Annotated in this window: 14 protein-coding genes; 3 read left to right on the top strand and 11 right to left on the bottom strand. The window is 46.9% G+C overall.

The features are described from left to right. Positions 1-32: 32 nt before the first annotated feature. From F0342_RS01525 to F0342_RS01540, 4 genes are all read right to left on the bottom strand, one after another. Positions 33-1,502 (bottom strand): glycoside hydrolase family 68 protein, encoded by a 1,470-nt coding sequence (locus F0342_RS01525; RefSeq protein ID WP_149154294.1) that lies wholly within the window; start codon positions 1,500-1,502, stop codon positions 33-35. A 248-nt stretch (positions 1,503-1,750) separates the two neighbouring features. Further along, positions 1,751-3,019 (bottom strand): ABC transporter substrate-binding protein, encoded by a 1,269-nt coding sequence (locus F0342_RS01530; RefSeq protein WP_149154295.1) that lies wholly within the window; start codon positions 3,017-3,019, stop codon positions 1,751-1,753. After that, entirely contained in the window at positions 3,016-4,173 is a 1,158-nt protein-coding gene (locus tag F0342_RS01535; RefSeq protein ID WP_149154296.1) for a response regulator, read from the bottom strand. The genes F0342_RS01530 and F0342_RS01535 overlap by 4 nt, the downstream gene beginning before the upstream one ends. A gap of 15 nt (positions 4,174-4,188) precedes the next feature. Then, positions 4,189-6,000 (bottom strand): cache domain-containing sensor histidine kinase, encoded by a 1,812-nt coding sequence (locus F0342_RS01540; RefSeq protein WP_262481596.1) that lies wholly within the window; start codon positions 5,998-6,000, stop codon positions 4,189-4,191. Between the two features lie 575 nt (positions 6,001-6,575). Here F0342_RS01540 and F0342_RS01545 point away from each other — a divergent pair. Next, on the top strand, positions 6,576-8,318 hold the full coding sequence (locus F0342_RS01545) for an ABC transporter ATP-binding protein (protein WP_149154297.1): 1,743 nt from the start codon (positions 6,576-6,578) through the stop codon (positions 8,316-8,318). Between the two features lie 108 nt (positions 8,319-8,426). On the opposite strand, the gene F0342_RS01550 is transcribed toward F0342_RS01545, so the two are convergent. Together F0342_RS01550 and F0342_RS01555 are read right to left on the bottom strand one after the other, a co-directional pair. Continuing rightward, a complete protein-coding gene (locus F0342_RS01550) occupies positions 8,427-9,134 on the bottom strand; it encodes a YwaF family protein (RefSeq protein ID WP_149154298.1) in 708 nt (235 codons plus the stop codon). 129 nt (positions 9,135-9,263) lie between these two features. Next, positions 9,264-10,097 carry an SDR family NAD(P)-dependent oxidoreductase gene (locus tag F0342_RS01555; protein ID WP_149154593.1) on the bottom strand — a complete coding sequence of 278 codons (834 nt, stop codon included), beginning with the start codon at positions 10,095-10,097 and terminating at the stop codon, positions 9,264-9,266. A gap of 113 nt (positions 10,098-10,210) precedes the next feature. Here F0342_RS01555 and F0342_RS01560 point away from each other — a divergent pair, with 113 nt between their 5' ends. After that, positions 10,211-11,191 (top strand): helix-turn-helix transcriptional regulator, encoded by a 981-nt coding sequence (locus tag F0342_RS01560; RefSeq protein WP_149154594.1) that lies wholly within the window; start codon positions 10,211-10,213, stop codon positions 11,189-11,191. 137 nt (positions 11,192-11,328) lie between these two features. Beyond that, complete coding sequence (locus F0342_RS01565) at positions 11,329-12,105, top strand: alpha/beta fold hydrolase (protein ID WP_149154299.1); 777 nt, start codon at positions 11,329-11,331, stop codon at positions 12,103-12,105. A 332-nt stretch (positions 12,106-12,437) separates the two neighbouring features. On the opposite strand, the gene F0342_RS01570 is transcribed toward F0342_RS01565, so the two are convergent. The 5 genes from F0342_RS01570 to F0342_RS01590 form a co-directional block, all read right to left on the bottom strand. After that, positions 12,438-12,833 (bottom strand): VOC family protein, encoded by a 396-nt coding sequence (locus F0342_RS01570; protein WP_149154300.1) that lies wholly within the window; start codon positions 12,831-12,833, stop codon positions 12,438-12,440. Positions 12,834-12,956: 123 nt separating this feature from the next. Further along, positions 12,957-14,579 carry a long-chain fatty acid--CoA ligase gene (locus tag F0342_RS01575; RefSeq protein ID WP_149154301.1) on the bottom strand — a complete coding sequence of 541 codons (1,623 nt, stop codon included), beginning with the start codon at positions 14,577-14,579 and terminating at the stop codon, positions 12,957-12,959. A gap of 25 nt (positions 14,580-14,604) precedes the next feature. Further along, the gene (locus F0342_RS01580; RefSeq protein ID WP_149154302.1) at positions 14,605-15,720 is read right to left on the bottom strand and encodes a CaiB/BaiF CoA transferase family protein; all 1,116 of its coding nucleotides are present in this window, start codon (positions 15,718-15,720) and stop codon (positions 14,605-14,607) included. 93 nt (positions 15,721-15,813) lie between these two features. Next, the gene (locus F0342_RS01585; RefSeq protein WP_149154303.1) at positions 15,814-16,968 is read right to left on the bottom strand and encodes a thiolase family protein; all 1,155 of its coding nucleotides are present in this window, start codon (positions 16,966-16,968) and stop codon (positions 15,814-15,816) included. A gap of 36 nt (positions 16,969-17,004) precedes the next feature. Next, positions 17,005-18,150: an acyl-CoA dehydrogenase family protein gene (locus F0342_RS01590; protein ID WP_149154304.1), complete on the bottom strand. Its 1,146-nt coding sequence runs from the start codon at positions 18,148-18,150 to the stop codon at positions 17,005-17,007. Between the last annotated feature and the right edge of the window lie 33 nt (positions 18,151-18,183).

The following is an 18,183-nucleotide window of genomic DNA, read 5'->3' on the forward strand; positions in this document are numbered from 1 at the left end:
ATCTCTGACATTTCCTTTTTTGAAGTTTGCTATTATTGCTCGTCGTACGTGATTTGCCCTTGCTCAAGGATGCCATCTTTCACAACAGAAGATTTCTTGTTGTTGATATCAAGCAGGAATGAAGGAGCGAATGTTGATTTGTGATCTTGGAAGAAGCCACGGTTTGTCATATAGCTCGTCACAACGAATTGATCGGAATCTTGTTGCGGGATGACATAATGTGCATATGTCCATGTGACGTCGTTAGGATCCAGGTCTTGATGCAGGACGATCCCTGTTTTGTTCATTGGCTTGAAAGGACCCGTCAATGAGTCTGCAACATATCCAAGCATGTAGATATCTTCATCATCAGCGCCTTCGATTGTCATTTTCGAACCACGTGTACTAGTGAATAAGTAGAACTTCCCGTCTTTCTTGAAGATGTTCGGGCGTTCGATTTCGTCAGTCACCGTGTTCGATACAAGCAGTGGCTTCATTTCTTTCTTGATCGTGTAATCATCGTTGATTTCGATGATTCCCATGGCGCCGTTCGCGAGTTCAGCCAGATCTTTTTTCGGACTGTTCTGAAGGGCTTGGAATTCTTTTTGGAAGAAGTTCATTCCGTTTCCGTAGTACGCACGGTTATAAAGGGAGTCTTCACCTGAATAGCCGTACTCTTTCCCTGTGTTTGCTTCGAATACCAAGTATTTTTTGCCGTTATCTTCAATGTAGTGTGGGTCGCGGAGCGTGTGGTTGTTCATGAAGTTGCGGTCTTCGAATGCTTGGCCCACTGTTTCATACGTATCCCCGTCGCCGCCGCTGTAGATGGACTTGTGATCCTCGACACCATCGATGTTCAATTCGTTTTTCGCTCGTTCAGAGATATTAACTTGTGCTGTTGTCAAAGATTGACGTCCAAATAGTCCCTTGCTTTCATTGAAGTCTCCGCGGTTTGTGTAGAATAAGCGAATGTCACCGTCATCTGTGAAGAGGGCGGATCCTGACCATTCTTCTACCTGACCCTTTAACGTTTCATCGTTCGCTTTGTATTTATCTTCATCGTCGAAAACTCGTCCTGCATTCTTCCAGGCATCGATGGAGTCATCGCCGACTTTCTTATAGAACATATAGATGAAGGTATCATTGGCGTTTTTCGGGTCGCCGGCAAGTCCGAACACGATGTGATAGCCGTTGTACTCAGCTACGGTGCCGTCTGCGTTTTGAAGCGGCCATGTATCCCATACATCCATTTTGATTTCATTTCCGTTTTCATCGAGCTTGATCGCCGATTCTACATTTTTGATGGAAGAAGCTTCGAAGGAAGGAACCTTGAATTGAGCATCTTCCTGCTGTCCGACCATGGCCTTCATATCCTGGCGGGTGATTTGGGATGTGCCATACGTTTCTTTGTATCCTTTCTCAGAAGCCCCGTTGGCAGAAGCCGAAGTGAAGCTTCCTCCGAAAAGAATGGCGGCACTTAACGAAACAACTGTTGCTTTGCTTGTAAATTGACGATAGTTCATTATGTACTCCTCCAATATAATTGTATTAGTTTCGGCGATCTAAGCTCGCCTTACATTAATTAGTATAAGAGGGATGCCCCGGACTGGATATGGCATGGATTGATGTCATTTTCGTCTTAAATTGATAAGGGGGAAGATGGGCTCATGCGGGAAGGGATAAAAGTCATGGAGATGATGACCGGAAGAGAAATCCGCCGTAAAAAAACGACCGTCCGTCCCGCCGAGTCGTTTCCCGGGATCCCCCCGGCTTAAGAGGAGGATGACAGGCACGCGCCTTCCTTCCACGCATCGTCAAACTCCCCTAATGCTTCCTGCCTCGAACTCTCTTCATCGATATAATCCTGCATGATCTCCCCCATCTCCCTCTTGATGCATGGAGAGAAGGAAGACCAATTGAAGGTGTTCGTTTCCCTGATCAGCTTCAGGGTTTCCTCTCCGAGTGGACCGATGTCCTTAACGGGGATGTCTTTGAAAGCCGGAATGGAGTGGAACTTCTCCGTCAGGTATGCCTGTCCTTTCTCCGATGACACCACCCAGTTCAGGAACTTCTTCGCTTCCCGTTTTTCCTCGGGGGAAGATTGGGAATTGATGACCCAATAGCCGGGTACGCCGGCCAATATCCGGTTCTCTTGACGATTGCTGAGAGGCACCGGGAACATACCTGCAGAAATCTTCTTTCCTTCCAAGAGAGGCTGGATCCAGTTCCCCTGCAGGATCATAGCCGCCTTTCCTTCTGTGAACTGTTCGAGCTCTGTATAATAGTCTGTACTTGTCGGACGGTCATTTCCGTGACGGACCGTGAAATCGATGAGGGTGAATAGATCCCGGAATGCAGGATCGTCGCTGAAACGCGCAGAACCATTATCCAACCCTTGAAGGAATCCTCTGTCAGCCTGGGCAAAGGCGACGCTCGCCATATGATGTCCAAGCTTCCAGTCCTCGTAATAGCCGTTTGCAAAAGGCATGATCCCCTTTTCTTCAAGCTTCCTTGCCGCTTCTTCAAGCTCCGTATACGTGGAGGGAAGTGACGTGATACCGGCGCTTGCAAAGAGTTCCCGGTTGTAGACGATTCCGAAACCTTCAATATTCATAGGCATGCCGTATACCTTATTGTCTAAGGTGATCCCTGACAGGACATGCTTTGATGCCCTGTCGACCCACGGTTCACCTGACAGATCCTCGAGAAACCGGCTCCATTCCTTTGCTGCTTCCCGCCCGAGGTTGGTGAAGATATCCGGCCCTTCCCCTGCTGCAAGCTTCGCCGTGATATCGGAATAATCATCCGCCGCTCCCCCGACCGTCTCCACCTTGATGGTGACCCGCGGGTTATCACCCTCATAAGTGGATACCATCTCTTCGAACTCGCTGGCGATTTCCACTTTGGGGTTCCGGATCGTGAGGGTGATGGTTTCCTCCTCAGGTTTCGGCTCTTTTTTCTTCTCGGTTGTCTCATCACAGGCTGATAGCGTAAAAGAAAGGAAGCCGATGATGAAAACTTTAAGCAGTGTTGGTTTCATTCTGATCCCCCGCTTGACCGGAACTCAAATGGCGTCATTCCGATCACTTTTTTAAATAACTTGGAAAAATATTTCTCATCCTGATACCCGAGCATGATCGCGATTGAATAAATGGACTCCTCCGTCTCCATAAGCCAGGATTTCGCCTGATTGATCCTGAGCTGCGTGACGAACTTCGATAGGGTCATGCCCGTTTCTTTCTTGAATGTCCTTGAAATATGCTCACGCGTGAGGAAAAACATTTTCGACAGTTTCTCGAGGGAAATATCCTCCATATAGTAGGTTTCCACATAGGAGACAATCGCTTCGATTCGCTTCGCCGCCTCCATTTCATCCAGGCGGCGTATCGTCCGGTACTGATTCTGTTCGAGCTCATGGAATAATCGTGTGAATACTTCCGGGATCATTCCTGGAGAATCAAGCTTGGCCTGGGTGAGGCGGACGGGTACGGTCATTTTGTCACGCATCCACTCTTCTGCATAAAGCCACTGACCCTTCGTGGTGATCCCGATGCACAAGCTCTCCCCATTCAGGTAAGTGAATGCCCTGCCGATTCTTCTCGCTCTGAGTTCCTCATCCAGGGCATCGATATGTATTTCGGGTCGCTGCTTCCCATAGAAAGAGAGAAGCGTCATGTCCATGTCCCCATTATCTGGCAGAAGAGGTGCTATGGTGTCTATCTCTATTCTCTTCCCTGAACAGACGGCGGTCATGATCTGATTTCCCCGCAGTTTCATTGCTTCTTCCAGTATCTCTCCCTGCTCCACCCCCTCTGCAGCTTCCGCTTTCACTTCCCCCGTCACTTTTTCGAGGACGGCCTGAAAAGCTTCTTCCTCGATGGGCTTCAGCAAATAATCAAAGCTGTTCAGCTGGATGGCCTTTCTCATAAAGGTATAGTCATCATACCCTGTGACAAGGATGACCTTTCCCTTGAAAGGAAGCTGATTGAGTTCTTCAATAAGCTCCATCCCCGACATCTTCGGCATTTTAATATCTGTAAAAATGATGTCCGGATTCTCCTTCTTGACGATCCCCAGAGCCTCGACTCCATTCGCCGCCTCCAGAATCTCCGTGATGCCCAGTCTGTTCCACTCCCCAAGCTGACGGAGAACGTTTCTGACATTCCGTTCATCATCGACAATCAGTGCTTTCATATCAATTCCCCCTCTCTAACGCTCTTCTTGGAATGGAAGTGTCATGGTTACCCTGAATCCTTTCCCTTCCATCCGGTCTATGTCAAATGCTGCTTCATTATGAAAGTTCAACTGCAGTCGTTCATAAATATTTTTCAGTCCGATGCCAGAGGTCACGGGACCTTTCTTGTGCAATGATGCCTTGATCCGCTCCAGTTTTTCAGTCGTCATGGTACTGCCTGTATTATGAACGATGAACGTGATCCCTTCCCCTTTCCGTTTTCCTTGTATGGTCAAGGTAGAATGTTCATATCCTTCTTCATAGCTATGCTTGAAATAATTCTCCACAAGGGGCTGTAGGATCATGCTCGGAATCGCTGCGGGAAGCACCTCTTCTTCCACTTTGATAGCCACCTGGATCCCTCCCCCGAAGCGCTCCTTCTGCAGTGAGAGATACGCCTCGATATAACTTAACTCATCTTTGACCGTGACCCACTGGTCCGCATGAAGGGAATACCTCGTCATCTTCGACAGGGAAGTGATGAGTCTGTATACATCCTTCCCATTGGACCTCAGGGCGACAGCGCCGATCGTCTGGAGGGCGTTGAATAGGAAGTGGGGATTCACCTGGGACTTCAGGGCGCGGAACTGATTCGTACGACTTTCGATCTCGAGCTTATATTCCCGGTCGATATGCTGATTGATGCGATACATCATCTCATCCATATGTTCCTCCAGGTGTCCGAGTTCATCTTTCCGGGAAGTGGTGAAGTCGATGTCAAGATTCCCTCCTTCGATGCTCCTTACCTTTTCACTAAGATGGATGATGGGCTTCGTAATGATATGGGAAATCACTATCACCATGATGACCCCGAGAGTCACGACACCGATCCCCAATAGAATATTCGAGTAGGCCGCTTCATTTACATCCTTGAACAAGGCGTCTTTCGGAATGATCTTCACGAGCTTCCACCCCTCCAGTTCACCTCCTAATTTCTCTTTCAGCAGGAGCTCATCGGGTGAGGCTTGGTGCTTGAATGTCTCCCCTTTTCCACTGGAGTAGATGATGGTCCCCTCCTCATCCAGGAGGGCAACCCGGTCAACCCCCGTGTCGGATAAATGGTGGATCATCGACCCGTACGAATCCACATCTAAATCCATGGACAAAAATCCAAGAAATTCTCCCGTGAGGATATTCTTTACTTTATGGTGAATAGTCAGAACCTCCGTCTCATCTGATTCAGGAATGATAGCCGCATTGGTGGCATTCTCGATCCTATGTGGATCTTGTATGAGATAATTCCGTTCTGACTCATAAAGCTTTTTGAAAATGGGATCTTCAAGAATATGTTCCTGTATTTTCGGCGCACTGAACTTCGAGCGATATACCGTCATCGCTTCCTGATCCCTGGTAAAATAAAAGCGAAACTGACGGATGTCAGGCCGGGTGACAGAAACAATCTTTATGCTTCGCTTGAAAGAATCTTCCGGATCCCCTTTGAGTCCCTTCTCAAATACCCGCAGGACATCCGGATCGTTATAAAGGGAGTAAGGGAGCGAAATCATATCTCTAAAATACCGTTCCAGCACAACCCCGCTCTCCTTCAGCTCCTCCCTGCTCTTCTCGACCTCATGTTCCTCGACACTCGTCTTTGTGTTGCTGTAAATGATGAATACCGACAGAAAATACGGCAGGATGATGAACAGGATCAGCATCCCGAACAATCTGCTGCGGACACTTCTCATCGGTACCGCCCCCTTTCTTTCTGACAAAACACTATAATAGTGCCGGATGACCGTCAATGATCCGGAAGTCGCAACCAGTGGCTGAACATAGCCCATTTGCATTAGGTTGCACCCGGGGAAGCCGGTTTATGATTTTTGACAGGCTTCTGCTTCCCATGTTCAGGACATGGCTCCACTTTCACGCGCGTTGTTGTTGTTGTTTACTATCTCTTCTTTCTTTAAAAATCTTCTGTTTGTTTTCACGCTTGTTCCGTAAGGTGTTCATGGGCGATTCACATCGTTTTGGTCATGGGGAATTGAGGGCCGCCATTTTAGGTGTATACCCCTGCCTCTAGTAATTGAATTCATACCTTATCACCATTTTGCGTGACCCCCTTCCACTCCATCACCCATTCACCCTCAACCTTTATATAGAGATTTGAATCAAAACCGGATACCTTGTGATAAAAGTTTTTTATCCATTTGATATCTTTGCACCTGATTTATTATCAGAAAATTAACTTTATTTTTCTTCATCCCCATCATACAATGAATATATCGAAACTAAAGGAGGCTGTTTTCATGAGAAACATTGCTATGGTAACCGTACAATCATATAAGGGTGGAACACCTTTTTAACGTTGACGGTCTTCCCCCTTATATGTGTTTAGTGAAATAACACATTAAAGGGGTATATTATGTCATTTCCAGTGAAAAAATTTCTTTCGTATTACAAACCGTATCGCTCGATTTTTCTTATTGTGTTGTTCTGTGCGTTGATCACGTCTTCCCTGACCCTCGTTTTTCCTTTGCTTGTTCGTTATGTGACGAAGGATGTCCTGGGAGGTAGTCTTTCCATGGCTTTTGTGGATGTCCTTTGGGTCGGCGTTATGATGATTTTACTCGTGATTGCCCAAAATATCGGCAATTATATTGTGGATTACAAGGGACATGAGATCGGGGCACGAATGGAAAACGATATGAGAGGTGAATTATTCGCTCACCTGCAAAAGCTGTCTTTCAGCTTTTATGATAAAGAGAAAACGGGCCGGTTGATGACCCGTGTGACGAATGATCTCTTAATGGTATCGGAACTTTATCATCACGGACCGGAAGATTATGTGAAGTATTTGGTTCGTTTTATTGGAGCGTTTGTGATTCTGTTCTGGATCAATGCTCCTCTTACCCTTACCGTTTTCTGTTTCTTTCCTGTCCTCGGTTTCTTTTCGCTATATTTCAATAAGAGGCTGAACCGGTCGTTGACGGATAACAAAGAGCGGATCGGCGATATCAATGCCCAGGTGGAAGATTCCTTATCCGGCATCCGCGTCGTTCAGTCATTTGCCAATGAATCACTTGAAATCAGCAAATTCAACCGGGAGAATCAACGATTTCTTGAGAGCCGGAAGGGAACCTATCAAGCAGAAGCTTACTTCTATAACGGGACGGAAGCATTCATTCAACTGATTACGATCACCATCGTCATCTTCGGGTCCATTCAGATTGTGGATGCGTCCCTTGACCTGCCTGATTTGATTACCTTTCTGCTGTATATCGGCTTTATGATAGAACCGATCCAGAGGCTCACTCACATGAGTACTCAATTCCAGGAGGGGATTACAGGGTTTCAGCGATTCATGGAAATCATGAACACCAAACCGGTCATCGAGAATGAGCCTGCAGCAAAGTCTCTCTCAAACGTGAAGGGACACATTTTATTGAAAAACATATCATTTCATTACGACTCGTCCTTAGAGCCGGTATTCAAAGATTTATCTCTTGAGATCCTTCCAGGGGAATTCGTAGCACTCGTTGGAACATCCGGAGCCGGCAAGACAACCCTTTGCTCCCTGATCCCCCGCTTTTATGATGTCACGGCTGGCGGGATCTATGTAGATGGTGAAAATGTGAAAGATCTGGACTTAAATTTTCTCAGAAGCAACATCGGGATCGTGCAGCAGGATGTGTACCTTTTTTCAGGAACCGTCATGGATAACATCCGGTACGGGCATCCGGGAGCGACAGACGAAGAGGTGATGGTGGCTGCTCAGCATGCCAACGCCCACGAATTCATTACGCGTTTGCCACAAGGGTATCATTCCGAAATCGGCCAGCGCGGCATTCGATTATCAGGCGGTCAGAAGCAGCGGCTCAGTATCGCCCGTTTCTTCTTGAAGAACCCGCCCATCCTCATTCTCGATGAAGCCACAAGCGCCCTGGATAATGAAAGTGAAAGCATCGTCAAGAAATCCTTGGAGTTACTGGCAAGGGGAAGAACGACGCTCGTGATCGCCCATCGTTTATCGACCATCCGGAACGCCGAAAGAATTGTGGTTTTGTCAGATGGAAAGATTGTTGAGGAAGGGACCCATGAAGCATTACTCGAACAAGAAGGTCCTTATTCCAGGCTGTATTCGAAGCAGTTTGAGATTCCAGTATAATGAAAAAGGGCTCTCCTACCGTGATGGTGGGAGAGCCTTTCAGATCAACTTACCTTACCTCCGCCGAAAACACATACTTCCTTTTTTACAATAGAGGCATTAGGAGTGTCACCCATTCATCCTCTCCCGCTTCATAATCATCCCCATCGGAACATACGTAAAGAAAAACACGACAAGTGCCGCGATTTCCAGATTGAGATAATACATAATACCCGATCCGAAAAAAGACAGGATCGTTTTGGATTCCGTCGGATTGGCTAGGTAGAAGAAATTCGTGTCGAGAAGAAGGTTAAGAAAGAAAATCGGCAGGGCAAGAAGATTGACCATGAGAAAACCGGTCCATACAGCTTTTCTTGGCACCCGGTATCCCTCATACACGATGAAATAAAGGACGGACCACGCAATGGCTGCATGATGGAGAAAGTATTTAAGAAAGCGAAAATGAGGAAATTGATAAGCCATTTCAGGTGTTACCATGCTTAAGACCGGAGGAAGAAATCCGATAAAGAAAAGCAGATAGAATGCCTTCTGATTCGGCTTCAGGAATAGATAAACTGCGATAAAGGTACTGACAGAACAGAGCTGCAGAGGAAGATCCCCCACCTCCCACGTCCCTGTTGCCACAAGCCAGATATGCCACGATACTTCTGACAGAACCAACATCCAGAATAACGTCCCCTTCATGAATGACTGATACTTCTTGAGGAAACGTCTAAAGTAAACTAACATAAACGATATAGCCACAAACATCAAAAGTACAGCAATATGCGGAACAGAAAACAATTCGAACGTACGCATCTCTGTCACCGAAAACATCATGCCACCCCTATTCCTTTTGAAAGTGGTTATCATGAATAGTCTATTCGGCTTAGATGGGGGTTAAGACTCCGATTTCATCATTGAATTTGTCCCCGGGACCTTTAATCCAGGGGACAAAACAAATTGCTACATCGTGAACGGTGGAATGTAACGTCCATCCACATCCGTGAACTCATACTCCTTCGCCAGCTCCCCTGCTTTTAATACTTGTCCCGTCTTCTCCAGCACCCCTGGATCCATCGACAGCGCCGTGATGGCACGTCCAACATAATAAGGGGTCTCGGATTTCCTTAATTCTTCAGATTCCTGCCAGTGTGCCTCGTCCACTCCCATATGCTCGAGTACAAGCTCCGTCCTCATAAATCCAGGTGAAACGGCAAGGACCGCGATATTATCTCCTTTTAGTTCTTCTGAAAGTCCGTACGCCATACGAACCAGTGCATTCTTCGCCAGATCGTAATAGAACTGTCCCGTGTACTTGCCATCATCCCAAAAGGTGGTGTGAATGATGAGGGCTTCTTTATTCTCGCGAAGCAACGGGATAGCAAAGTGATTCGTCGCCAGCTGAGCCCTCACCCCTGCAGTGAACATCGTATCCCAATTGGCGAGTGGCAGTTCCCAGAACGCCCCCGGATTCACTCCGATATCATGGGCTCCCCATACATTATTGATCAGAATATCCAGCCTACCTTGTTCTTCTCGGATTTGCTTGATGGCCGCTTCTGTTTCTGAATCAATCGTATGATCACAACGAACCGCAATCCCCTTCCCACCAGCCTCTTCTATTTCCGAGACTGTGTCACCAATCGTTCCAGGAAAGTTTTGCGTGGAATTCCCTTTTGTGCTGCGTCCCGTGACATATACAGTCGCTCCGGCTTTTCCCAATTCAACGGCAATCGCGCGTCCTGCTCCCCTGCTTCCTCCCGTAACAAGTGCAACCTTACCAGTCAGTGATTTCATATATCCCATTCCTTTCATCTTGTCAGATACGTTCATTATACGATCCTATTCTTGACATCAACTGTCATATTTAATTTAATAAAACTAATCTATTCAGGAAAAAGGTGAAAAAGATGAGAGGCGACCGACTCGTATCCATCCTATTATTATTACAAACACATGGCCAAATGACTGCAAAAGAACTGGCAGAGAGAATGGAAGTTTCCGAACGGACAATTTACAGAGACATGGACGCACTAAGCGGAACAGGGATCCCCGTGGTGGCAGAACGCGGAAAAAACGGAGGCTGGTCCTTACTCGATGACTATCAGACGGATCTGACCGGCTTGAAAGAATCAGAAATCCGCGCAATATTCGTGTCACCGTCGGCCCACCTCCTCGACGATCTCGGCTTGACGCGTACGTCCGAGGAAGCCAGAAACAAACTTATCGCCTCCCTTCCATCTATCTACCGTGAAAACGCGAAAGACGTTTGGAACCGGATCCACATCGACACAAGCTCATGGCGAAAGCAAAAAGAAAATACCGCCTCCTTTGAAGTAATTAAAGAGACCATCTGGAAGGAACACAAACTGAGGATCACCTATCAACGGGCTGACGGAAATACGGACGATCACACCGTGTCACCACTTGGTCTGGTTGCTAAGGGAGATCTCTGGTACTTGATCGCCTCAAAAGAAAATGGAGACATCCGGAATTACAGGGCTTCCCGGATCCAATCTGCCGTTCCTTTAGGGGAAACATTTGAACGACCAAAAAACTTTAACCTGGCTCAATACTGGAATTCTTCAACCAAGACCTTTATAAAAAAATTGCCTTCGTACGAAGTGAAGGTGGAAGTCACCCCCACCACCCTATCGAGGCTGACATTCTCAGGCCGTTTTGCACGAGTACTTGAAATAGGAGAAAGGAGGAATATGGAATGGATTCCCGTTACCCTCTCATTTGATACAGAAGAAGAAGCAAAGGGGTATCTGCTCGGTTTTGCCGATCAAGTGAAAGTCATAGAACCGAAGGAACTTCACCAAAAGATTCTTGAAATGGCAGAAGCAACAGTTGGTTTCTATAGACAGGAAAAACAAGGAATATATTGAGAGATAATGTAGTAATGAATAAATAAATTGTTCTTATAAAATAATATAAATGCCTTAGAATTCAATTTACAATCAAAGCTTGGTGAAGAACTTTATAGATAGATTATATGGCTTAAATGACATGAGGTGAAAATTACATGCCACTATTGGACATCGCTGGGACTAATATACATTATTCAGTTAAAGGGAAAGGGACTCCAATCGTTTTTATCCATCCCCCCACTCTTACTTCCGTTAACTTCGAGTATCAAATAGAGGAGTTATCTCGAAGTTTTCAAGTCATCACTTTTGACATTAGGGGTCACGGTCGAAGTCAGTACTCAAACGAACCCATCTCCTATCAGCTGATTGTTAGAGATATAATTCAAATTCTAGATCATTTACATATTGAGAAAGCTTTGATATGCGGTTATTCCACAGGAGGTTCTATTGTATTGGAATTTCTACTGACTTCTTCAAACCGTGCTTTAGGTGGCTGTGTAATAAGTGGAATGTCTGAAGTAAGTGATAAACTCTTAAAGAATAGAATTCGGGTTGCAACCAAACTTGCGGGGGCTGGATTGGTTTCTGTTTTGGCATGGTCTATATCCAAAGGTAACTCGAATACTCAGGAACTGTTCAAAAAGATGTTCAAAGATGCCAAACAAGGCGATTCCAGAAACATCGAGCAATATTATGCTTATAGCTTGATCTATAATTGTACCGATCGTCTGAAAAACATCAATCTTCCAACACTATTGATATATGGAAAAAAGGATAGTCAATTTCACCATTATGCTGAGCTATTACATGAAAAATCACCTGTAAATCAATTGGAATTCATCGAAAAATCGGATCATAGAATTCCCACAAAAAAAGCTAGTGAATTAAATTCATTAATCAGTCAATTTGTTAATATTCATGAGAAAAAGTGAATGGATACAAAAGGGCATGGAGTAGTCGAAATGGCTCGAATAGTCGGGGCCTGACCTCCTTACTAGAGGTTAATCACTATTTTGAATCAATTCCCACACGGAGACACACAACAAACGCCCTGAGTCAGGACGTTTGTTGTGTGTCTCTTATTAATAAATACATTAACGACCTCTGCCATCTTCTCAGGCTCTTCCATAAGGAAATTCTCAATCTCTCCATTTTTCATTGCCTGTTCATACATTCACCAGTACTCTTTAAAGGCTTTTGGCTGTTGCCCGACCCACAGTACAGAAGGCCAGGCAACATTATTTTTTATTAACCTAAATCCATCCTACTTCGCATCCTTATCCGGCTGATGAATCCCAAACACATTCCCTTCCGTGTCAACGTAATACCCCTGCCAAGCCATTCCAGGCAGAGCATACTTCGGCAGGGCAACCTTACCGCCATGTTCAAGAATGAGTTTCTCCGTCTCATCGTAATTCTCCACGCCCATCGTACACGAATATCCGTTCATAGGCTGGTTCGGTTCAGGAGGAGCACTTTGACGCTGCATCAACGCGCCATTGATCCCCATCTCATTCTCGTCCCCCGTCACAGCCCCGGCATAAGGCATTCCGGCGTATTCACTCCAGTCCTCGAACTTCCAGCCGAATACCTCTCCGTAGAACTTCTTTGCACGTTCCATATCATCCACATGTACTTCGAAATGTATTAATCTCCCCATTGCTCATACCTCCCTGGATTCTATCATTCACTATAATCATTTCGGTACCCCAGGTAGAAACCCTTCTTTTTTTAAATAATATTCCAATAAAACACCCCTATTGAAATCAGGGCTATTCCATCTTTATGAAGACTTCTCCACCAACAGTTCCTTCAGCTGCTCACGCAGTGCCCTCTTCAGGAATTTACCCACAGATGTTTTCGGGATTTCCTCCATAAAGACGATTTCATCAGGAAGCCACCACTTCGCGAATTGCGGGGCAATGAAATCGATCAGCTCTTGTTTGTCGACTCGACCCTTATAGGGCTCTTTCAACACTACGCAGGCAACCGGGCGTTCCTGCCACTGCTCGTGAGGGACTGCCACGATACTCGCTTCGAACACGGCATCATGTGCCATTAACGCGTTTTCGAGGTCAACGGATGAAATCCATTCCCCACCGCTCTTGATCAGGTCTTTTGTCCGGTCGACAAGCTTGATGATGCCCTCTTCATCGACGGTCGCAACGTCACCCGTGTAGAGCCATCCATCCCTGAACGCATCTTGGGAACGCTCGTCCTTATAATATTCATCTGCAATCCACGGGCCACGGAGCAGAATTTCACCCATTTCCTCACCGTCCCATTTTACTTCTCCATTGATTCCCATCACTTTCATTTCGAGTCCTGGTACAATGAGCCCTTGCTTTGAACGGATATCGAGGATTTTCTCTTCATCAAGATCGGTCTGGTAGCTCTTAAGTCGCGAAACCACTGCAAGGGGAGCGGTCTCTGTCATGCCGTATGCATGCAGGAAGGGAATGTTGTACTTCGTTTCAAACGCTTTGATCATTCCCCTCGGCGCTGCTGATCCTCCACATACGATGGATCGTAGTGAAGAAGTCATGTAGTCCCCATTTTCGAGTTCATTCAGAAGCCCTAGCCAAATCGTTGGGACTCCGGCGGTGAAGGTGACCTCTTCCCCTTCAATCAGTTCAGCCAAGAGCTTCGGGGTAAAAAGCGGACCAGGCAAGACTTGAGTCGAGCCGAACCAGGTTGCAGCGAAAGGCAATCCCCATGCATTCGCATGGAACATGGGCACAACCGGCATGACAACATCCCTTTCCGACAAGGCCGCCGTATCTGCCAATCCGAAAGCATAGCTGTGCAGGACAATCCCCCTGTGGGAATAAACGACACCCTTGGGTCGACCCGTGGTGGCAGATGTGTAGCACATTCCGGCAGGTTCATTTTCATCGATATCCTTTACGAAATCGAAATTCGGACTGGCTTCACGCAACAGTTCTTCATAGGAGTAGACGGGTTCCAGTGTCGTTTCCGGAAGCTCATCTTTGTCGGTCATGATGATATAGGCTTCTACTGTTTTGAAATCATCCTTGCATTTCTCAATGAGGGGCAGTAAATCTTCATCTACTAATAACACTTTGTCTTCCGCATGATTAACAATATAAGAAACATGCTCAGAAGACAGGCGGATATTGATCGTGTGGATAACCGCTCCCATTCCTGGTGCGGCAAAGTACGCCTCGAGGTGGCGATGATGATTCCACGCAAATGTTCCGACTCTGTCTCCTTTTCCTACACCCAGTTTCTCAAGGGCACTCGATAGCATCCGTGTACGTTCACCGATTTCCTTATACGTCAAACGATGAATCCCGGAAAGTGTCCGTGAAACAACCTGCTTTTTCGGAAAAAACTTTTCTGCTCTCTCCAAGAGAGAACCTACTGTTAATGGAACATTCATCATACCAACATTTCCCCTTCCGCTTCTCTTAATCTATTACACCTTTCTTCTCCCAATCCAGTATCTGATCATCCGTGGCTTTAAGCCAGTCTCGCAGAACCTCTTTAGTCTGTTCCCCTTTTTCCGGTGGTGGTTTGGCAGCCCCTCGATTATAATCTCCGTACATGTTCACTTGCCCTTCACCTGTAATTAATCCCTTTTCTTTAAAAACAGGGTATTCAACAAGCTGATCCGCCTCCAGAACCGGGGTAAGACAGCAGTCCACTTCCTGGCCAAATACAGACCACTCCAATCGTGTTTTGCTTCTAAACAACTCGACCAGCTTACAGTAAACAGGATTTTCCGATTCAGGCTTCGAGTAGTGGGCTGACAGCCAGTCCTCCCTGCCAAGAGCCTGACAAAAGTTTCGCCAAAATTTAGGCTCCAGTGCAGCGAGGCTGACAAATCCCTTATCCTTCGTTTCATAAAGACCGTATGAAATCACGGTACCGTTTAAGACCTGAACACCACTCTGGTATCCTGTTTCCTTTTCAATCAAGACATGATTGGTCATCAAGGTAGCCATGCTCTCTGCAAGGGAAATGCAGTGATAGCTTCCTTCCCCTGATATCCCTCTGGACACAAGCCCGGCCAGGATCCGTTCGCTTGCCGATAGACCGCCGATATAGTCGGCAAATGTATGGCTCGGATGAACCGGCCTTCCACTCTTGTCCTTCAGCTGTGCAAGGGCCCCGCTCACACTCATATAATTCAAATCATGACTTCCGAGGTGAGACATCCTCCCCCTGTTCCCATAGCCTGTGATGGAGCAGTAGACTATGGCAGGATTGATGCTGCTGACCTCTTTGTAACTGAGAGCAAGCTTTTCCATTACACCGGGCCGGAAACTTTCAATGAGAACATCAGCTTGTCTGACCAAATCAAGAGCAATCTTTCTCCCTTCTTCCAGTTTTAGATTCAAGACGATGCTTTTTTTGCCACGGTTATGAGCGTTGAACACCAAGCCGTTTCCATTTTGTCTTGCCGGATCTCCTTCCGGGGATTCTACCTTGATCACTTCTGCTCCAAGCTCCGAAAGCCGTAAAGTGGTAAAAGGGCCCGGTATATAGTTGGTAAAGTCGATCACTTGAATGCCCTTCAGCATAGTGGGACATCGCACCTCCTCGTAAACGTTTGGACCTGTTTATTTGTGTCCGGAACAGGATTTTCATATGAATCATTTTCATAAGCAACCTGTTTAACCAAGCCGCTCGATGATGGTTGCATTCGCCATTCCATGCCCTTCGCACATGGTCTGCAACCCATAACGGCCTCCCGTTCTTTCAAGCTCGTTCATCATGGTAAGCATCAAGCGTGCCCCGCTTGCACCGAGTGGGTGACCGAGGGCTATCGCTCCTCCATTCGGGTTTAGTTTCTCAGGATCCGCTCCTGTTTCCTTGAGCCAGGCCAACGGGACAGAGGCAAAGGCTTCATTGACCTCGAACACATCGATATCCTCAAGTGTCAATCCTGATTTTTCCAGTACTTTTTCGGTTGCCGGGATCGGTCCTGTCAGCATCAAGGTAGGGTCAGAGCCGACTACCACTCGAGTATGAACCTTGAAGCGAGGTGTCAAGCCCAGTTCCTCTGCCTTTTCACGGGCCATCAACAGAAGGACGGCTGCCCCATCACTGATTTGACTCGAGTTACCTGCATGGATGACACCGTCTTCCTTGAAGACTGTTTTCAAGCCGGCCAGAACGTCTGGAGTCGTCCCTTCCCTTGGACCTGAATCCTCGGTCACTAAGGTGGTTTCGCCATTTTCAAGAGTAATCTCAAGTGGCATGATCTCCTTTTTGAAATGTCCTTCAGCCTGTGCCTTCAATGCCCGTCGATGGCTTTCGGCCGAGAATTCGTCGAGTTCCTTTCGGGTAAAACCATATTTCTCGGCAATTCGTTCCGCTGATAAACCTTGATGGATGATTTCGTAGCGTTCTTTTAGCTTCGGGCTAAACGGAACGGCATCCCCATAGTTGGATCCCATAGGAACTCTTGACATATTCTCTACGCCGCCGGCAATCACGACATCCATATCCCCTGCTAGAATCGCCTGTGCGGCAAAATGCACGGCCTGCTGGCTCGAGCCGCACTGCCGGTCAATTGTGGTTCCAGGTACTTCTATCGGAAAGCCCGCTATCAGAGCTGACACACGGGCAATATCACCTGCCTGCTCCCCTGATTGAGACACGCAGCCAAGTATCACATCTTCCACGAGTCCAGGATCAATCCCGGCCCTTTTGACCACCTCTTCAAGCACCTTTGCTGCAAGATCATCGGGGCGGATATCCTTTAAAAGTCCTTTCCTTCTTCCTACTGGTGTCCTTACACCTTCAACAATGACCACTTCACGCATGTTCTATCTTCCTTTCTGTTATTGAAATCCAGTACTCTATAAACCTAAGTTCTTCGCAATAATCGTCTTCATGATTTCATTGGTTCCTGCGTAAATGCTGGCGACTGGAATATCCCTGAATCTCCTCGCAATCTCGTATTCTTCCATATATCCATATCCCCCATGAAGCTGCATGCATTCGGCTGCGATTTTCTTTGCGTTGTCGGTCAGCTTCCACTTGGCCATGGACACCTTGGTCACGATATCCTTCCCCGCGATATGCTCGGCAATCAGCTGATCAAGGAAGGCCCTGCCCATTTCGATTTCTGTCGCCATCTCCGCGATTTTGAACTGAGTATTCTGGAATTTGCTCACCGGCTTGCCGAAAGCATCACGGCTTTTCACATAGTCGATTGTCTGGTTCAGCATCACTTCCGATGCCGTCTGTGCGGCAATGGCCACAAGCAAGCGCTCCTGCTGCAGCTTATCCATCAAATAAACGAATCCTTTCCCCTCTTCTCCAAGCAGGTTTTCTTTCGGGACGACACAGTCCTCAAAAATGAGCTCTGCCGTGTCCTGAGAATGGAGACCTACCTTGTTCAGCTTCCTTCCCCGTGAAAAGCCCGGAGAATCCCGTTCGATCACCAGCAGGCTGACACCTTTATGCTTTGGATTCGCATTTGGATCCGTTTTGCAGGCCACCACAATGAGATCCGAGTGGATCCCATTAGTGATGAACGTTTTTGAACCATTGACGATGTAGTGATCACCATCAAGGACCGCAGTTGTCTTGATATTCGCAAGATCAGACCCGGTTCCCGGCTCCGTCATCGCAATGGCCGTAATGATTTCTCCCGTCGCACATTTTGGGAGCCAGCGTTTCTTCTGCTCCTCCGTTCCATAAGCTGTGATATAGGGAACCACAATATCATTATGAAGCCCTATGCCAACTAGACCTGAGCCCACTCGCTCAATCTCTTCGTTGATGATGACCGAGAATCCCCAGTCCACTTCACTCCCACCATATTGCTCCTCAATATCCGGGCAGAGATAGCCCTGCTCTCCCAGCTTCGTCCAGAAGGAGCGGGGAATCATCCGCTCCTCCTCCCATTGATTGTAGTTAGGATACGCTTCCTTTTCTAAAAACTTCCTTAATGATCGCCTGAACAAGTCGTGATCATCTGATAAATAAAGGTGTTTCATGTTACCCTCTCCTCTATGAAAATTACATTTTAG

Source organism: Bacillus sp. CH30_1T (genome assembly GCF_008364765.1).
Lineage (GTDB): Bacteria > Bacillota > Bacilli > Bacillales > Bacillaceae_B > Rossellomorea.

Coding starts and splice junctions, on each gene's coding strand:
- F0342_RS01525 (WP_149154294.1), bottom strand. CDS start 1,502: ATGAACTATCGTCAATTTACAAGCAAAGCAACAGTTGTTTCGTTAAGT.
- F0342_RS01530 (WP_149154295.1), bottom strand. CDS start 3,019: ATGAAACCAACACTGCTTAAAGTTTTCATCATCGGCTTCCTTTCTTTT.
- F0342_RS01535 (WP_149154296.1), bottom strand. CDS start 4,173: ATGAAAGCACTGATTGTCGATGATGAACGGAATGTCAGAAACGTTCTC.
- F0342_RS01540 (WP_262481596.1), bottom strand. CDS start 6,000: ATGCAAATGGGCTATGTTCAGCCACTGGTTGCGACTTCCGGATCATTG.
- F0342_RS01545 (WP_149154297.1), top strand. CDS start 6,576: ATGTCATTTCCAGTGAAAAAATTTCTTTCGTATTACAAACCGTATCGC.
- F0342_RS01550 (WP_149154298.1), bottom strand. CDS start 9,134: ATGTTTTCGGTGACAGAGATGCGTACGTTCGAATTGTTTTCTGTTCCG.
- F0342_RS01555 (WP_149154593.1), bottom strand. CDS start 10,097: ATGAAATCACTGACTGGTAAGGTTGCACTTGTTACGGGAGGAAGCAGG.
- F0342_RS01560 (WP_149154594.1), top strand. CDS start 10,211: ATGAGAGGCGACCGACTCGTATCCATCCTATTATTATTACAAACACAT.
- F0342_RS01565 (WP_149154299.1), top strand. CDS start 11,329: ATGCCACTATTGGACATCGCTGGGACTAATATACATTATTCAGTTAAA.
- F0342_RS01570 (WP_149154300.1), bottom strand. CDS start 12,833: ATGGGGAGATTAATACATTTCGAAGTACATGTGGATGATATGGAACGT.
- F0342_RS01575 (WP_149154301.1), bottom strand. CDS start 14,579: ATGATGAATGTTCCATTAACAGTAGGTTCTCTCTTGGAGAGAGCAGAA.
- F0342_RS01580 (WP_149154302.1), bottom strand. CDS start 15,720: ATGCTGAAGGGCATTCAAGTGATCGACTTTACCAACTATATACCGGGC.
- F0342_RS01585 (WP_149154303.1), bottom strand. CDS start 16,968: ATGCGTGAAGTGGTCATTGTTGAAGGTGTAAGGACACCAGTAGGAAGA.
- F0342_RS01590 (WP_149154304.1), bottom strand. CDS start 18,150: ATGAAACACCTTTATTTATCAGATGATCACGACTTGTTCAGGCGATCA.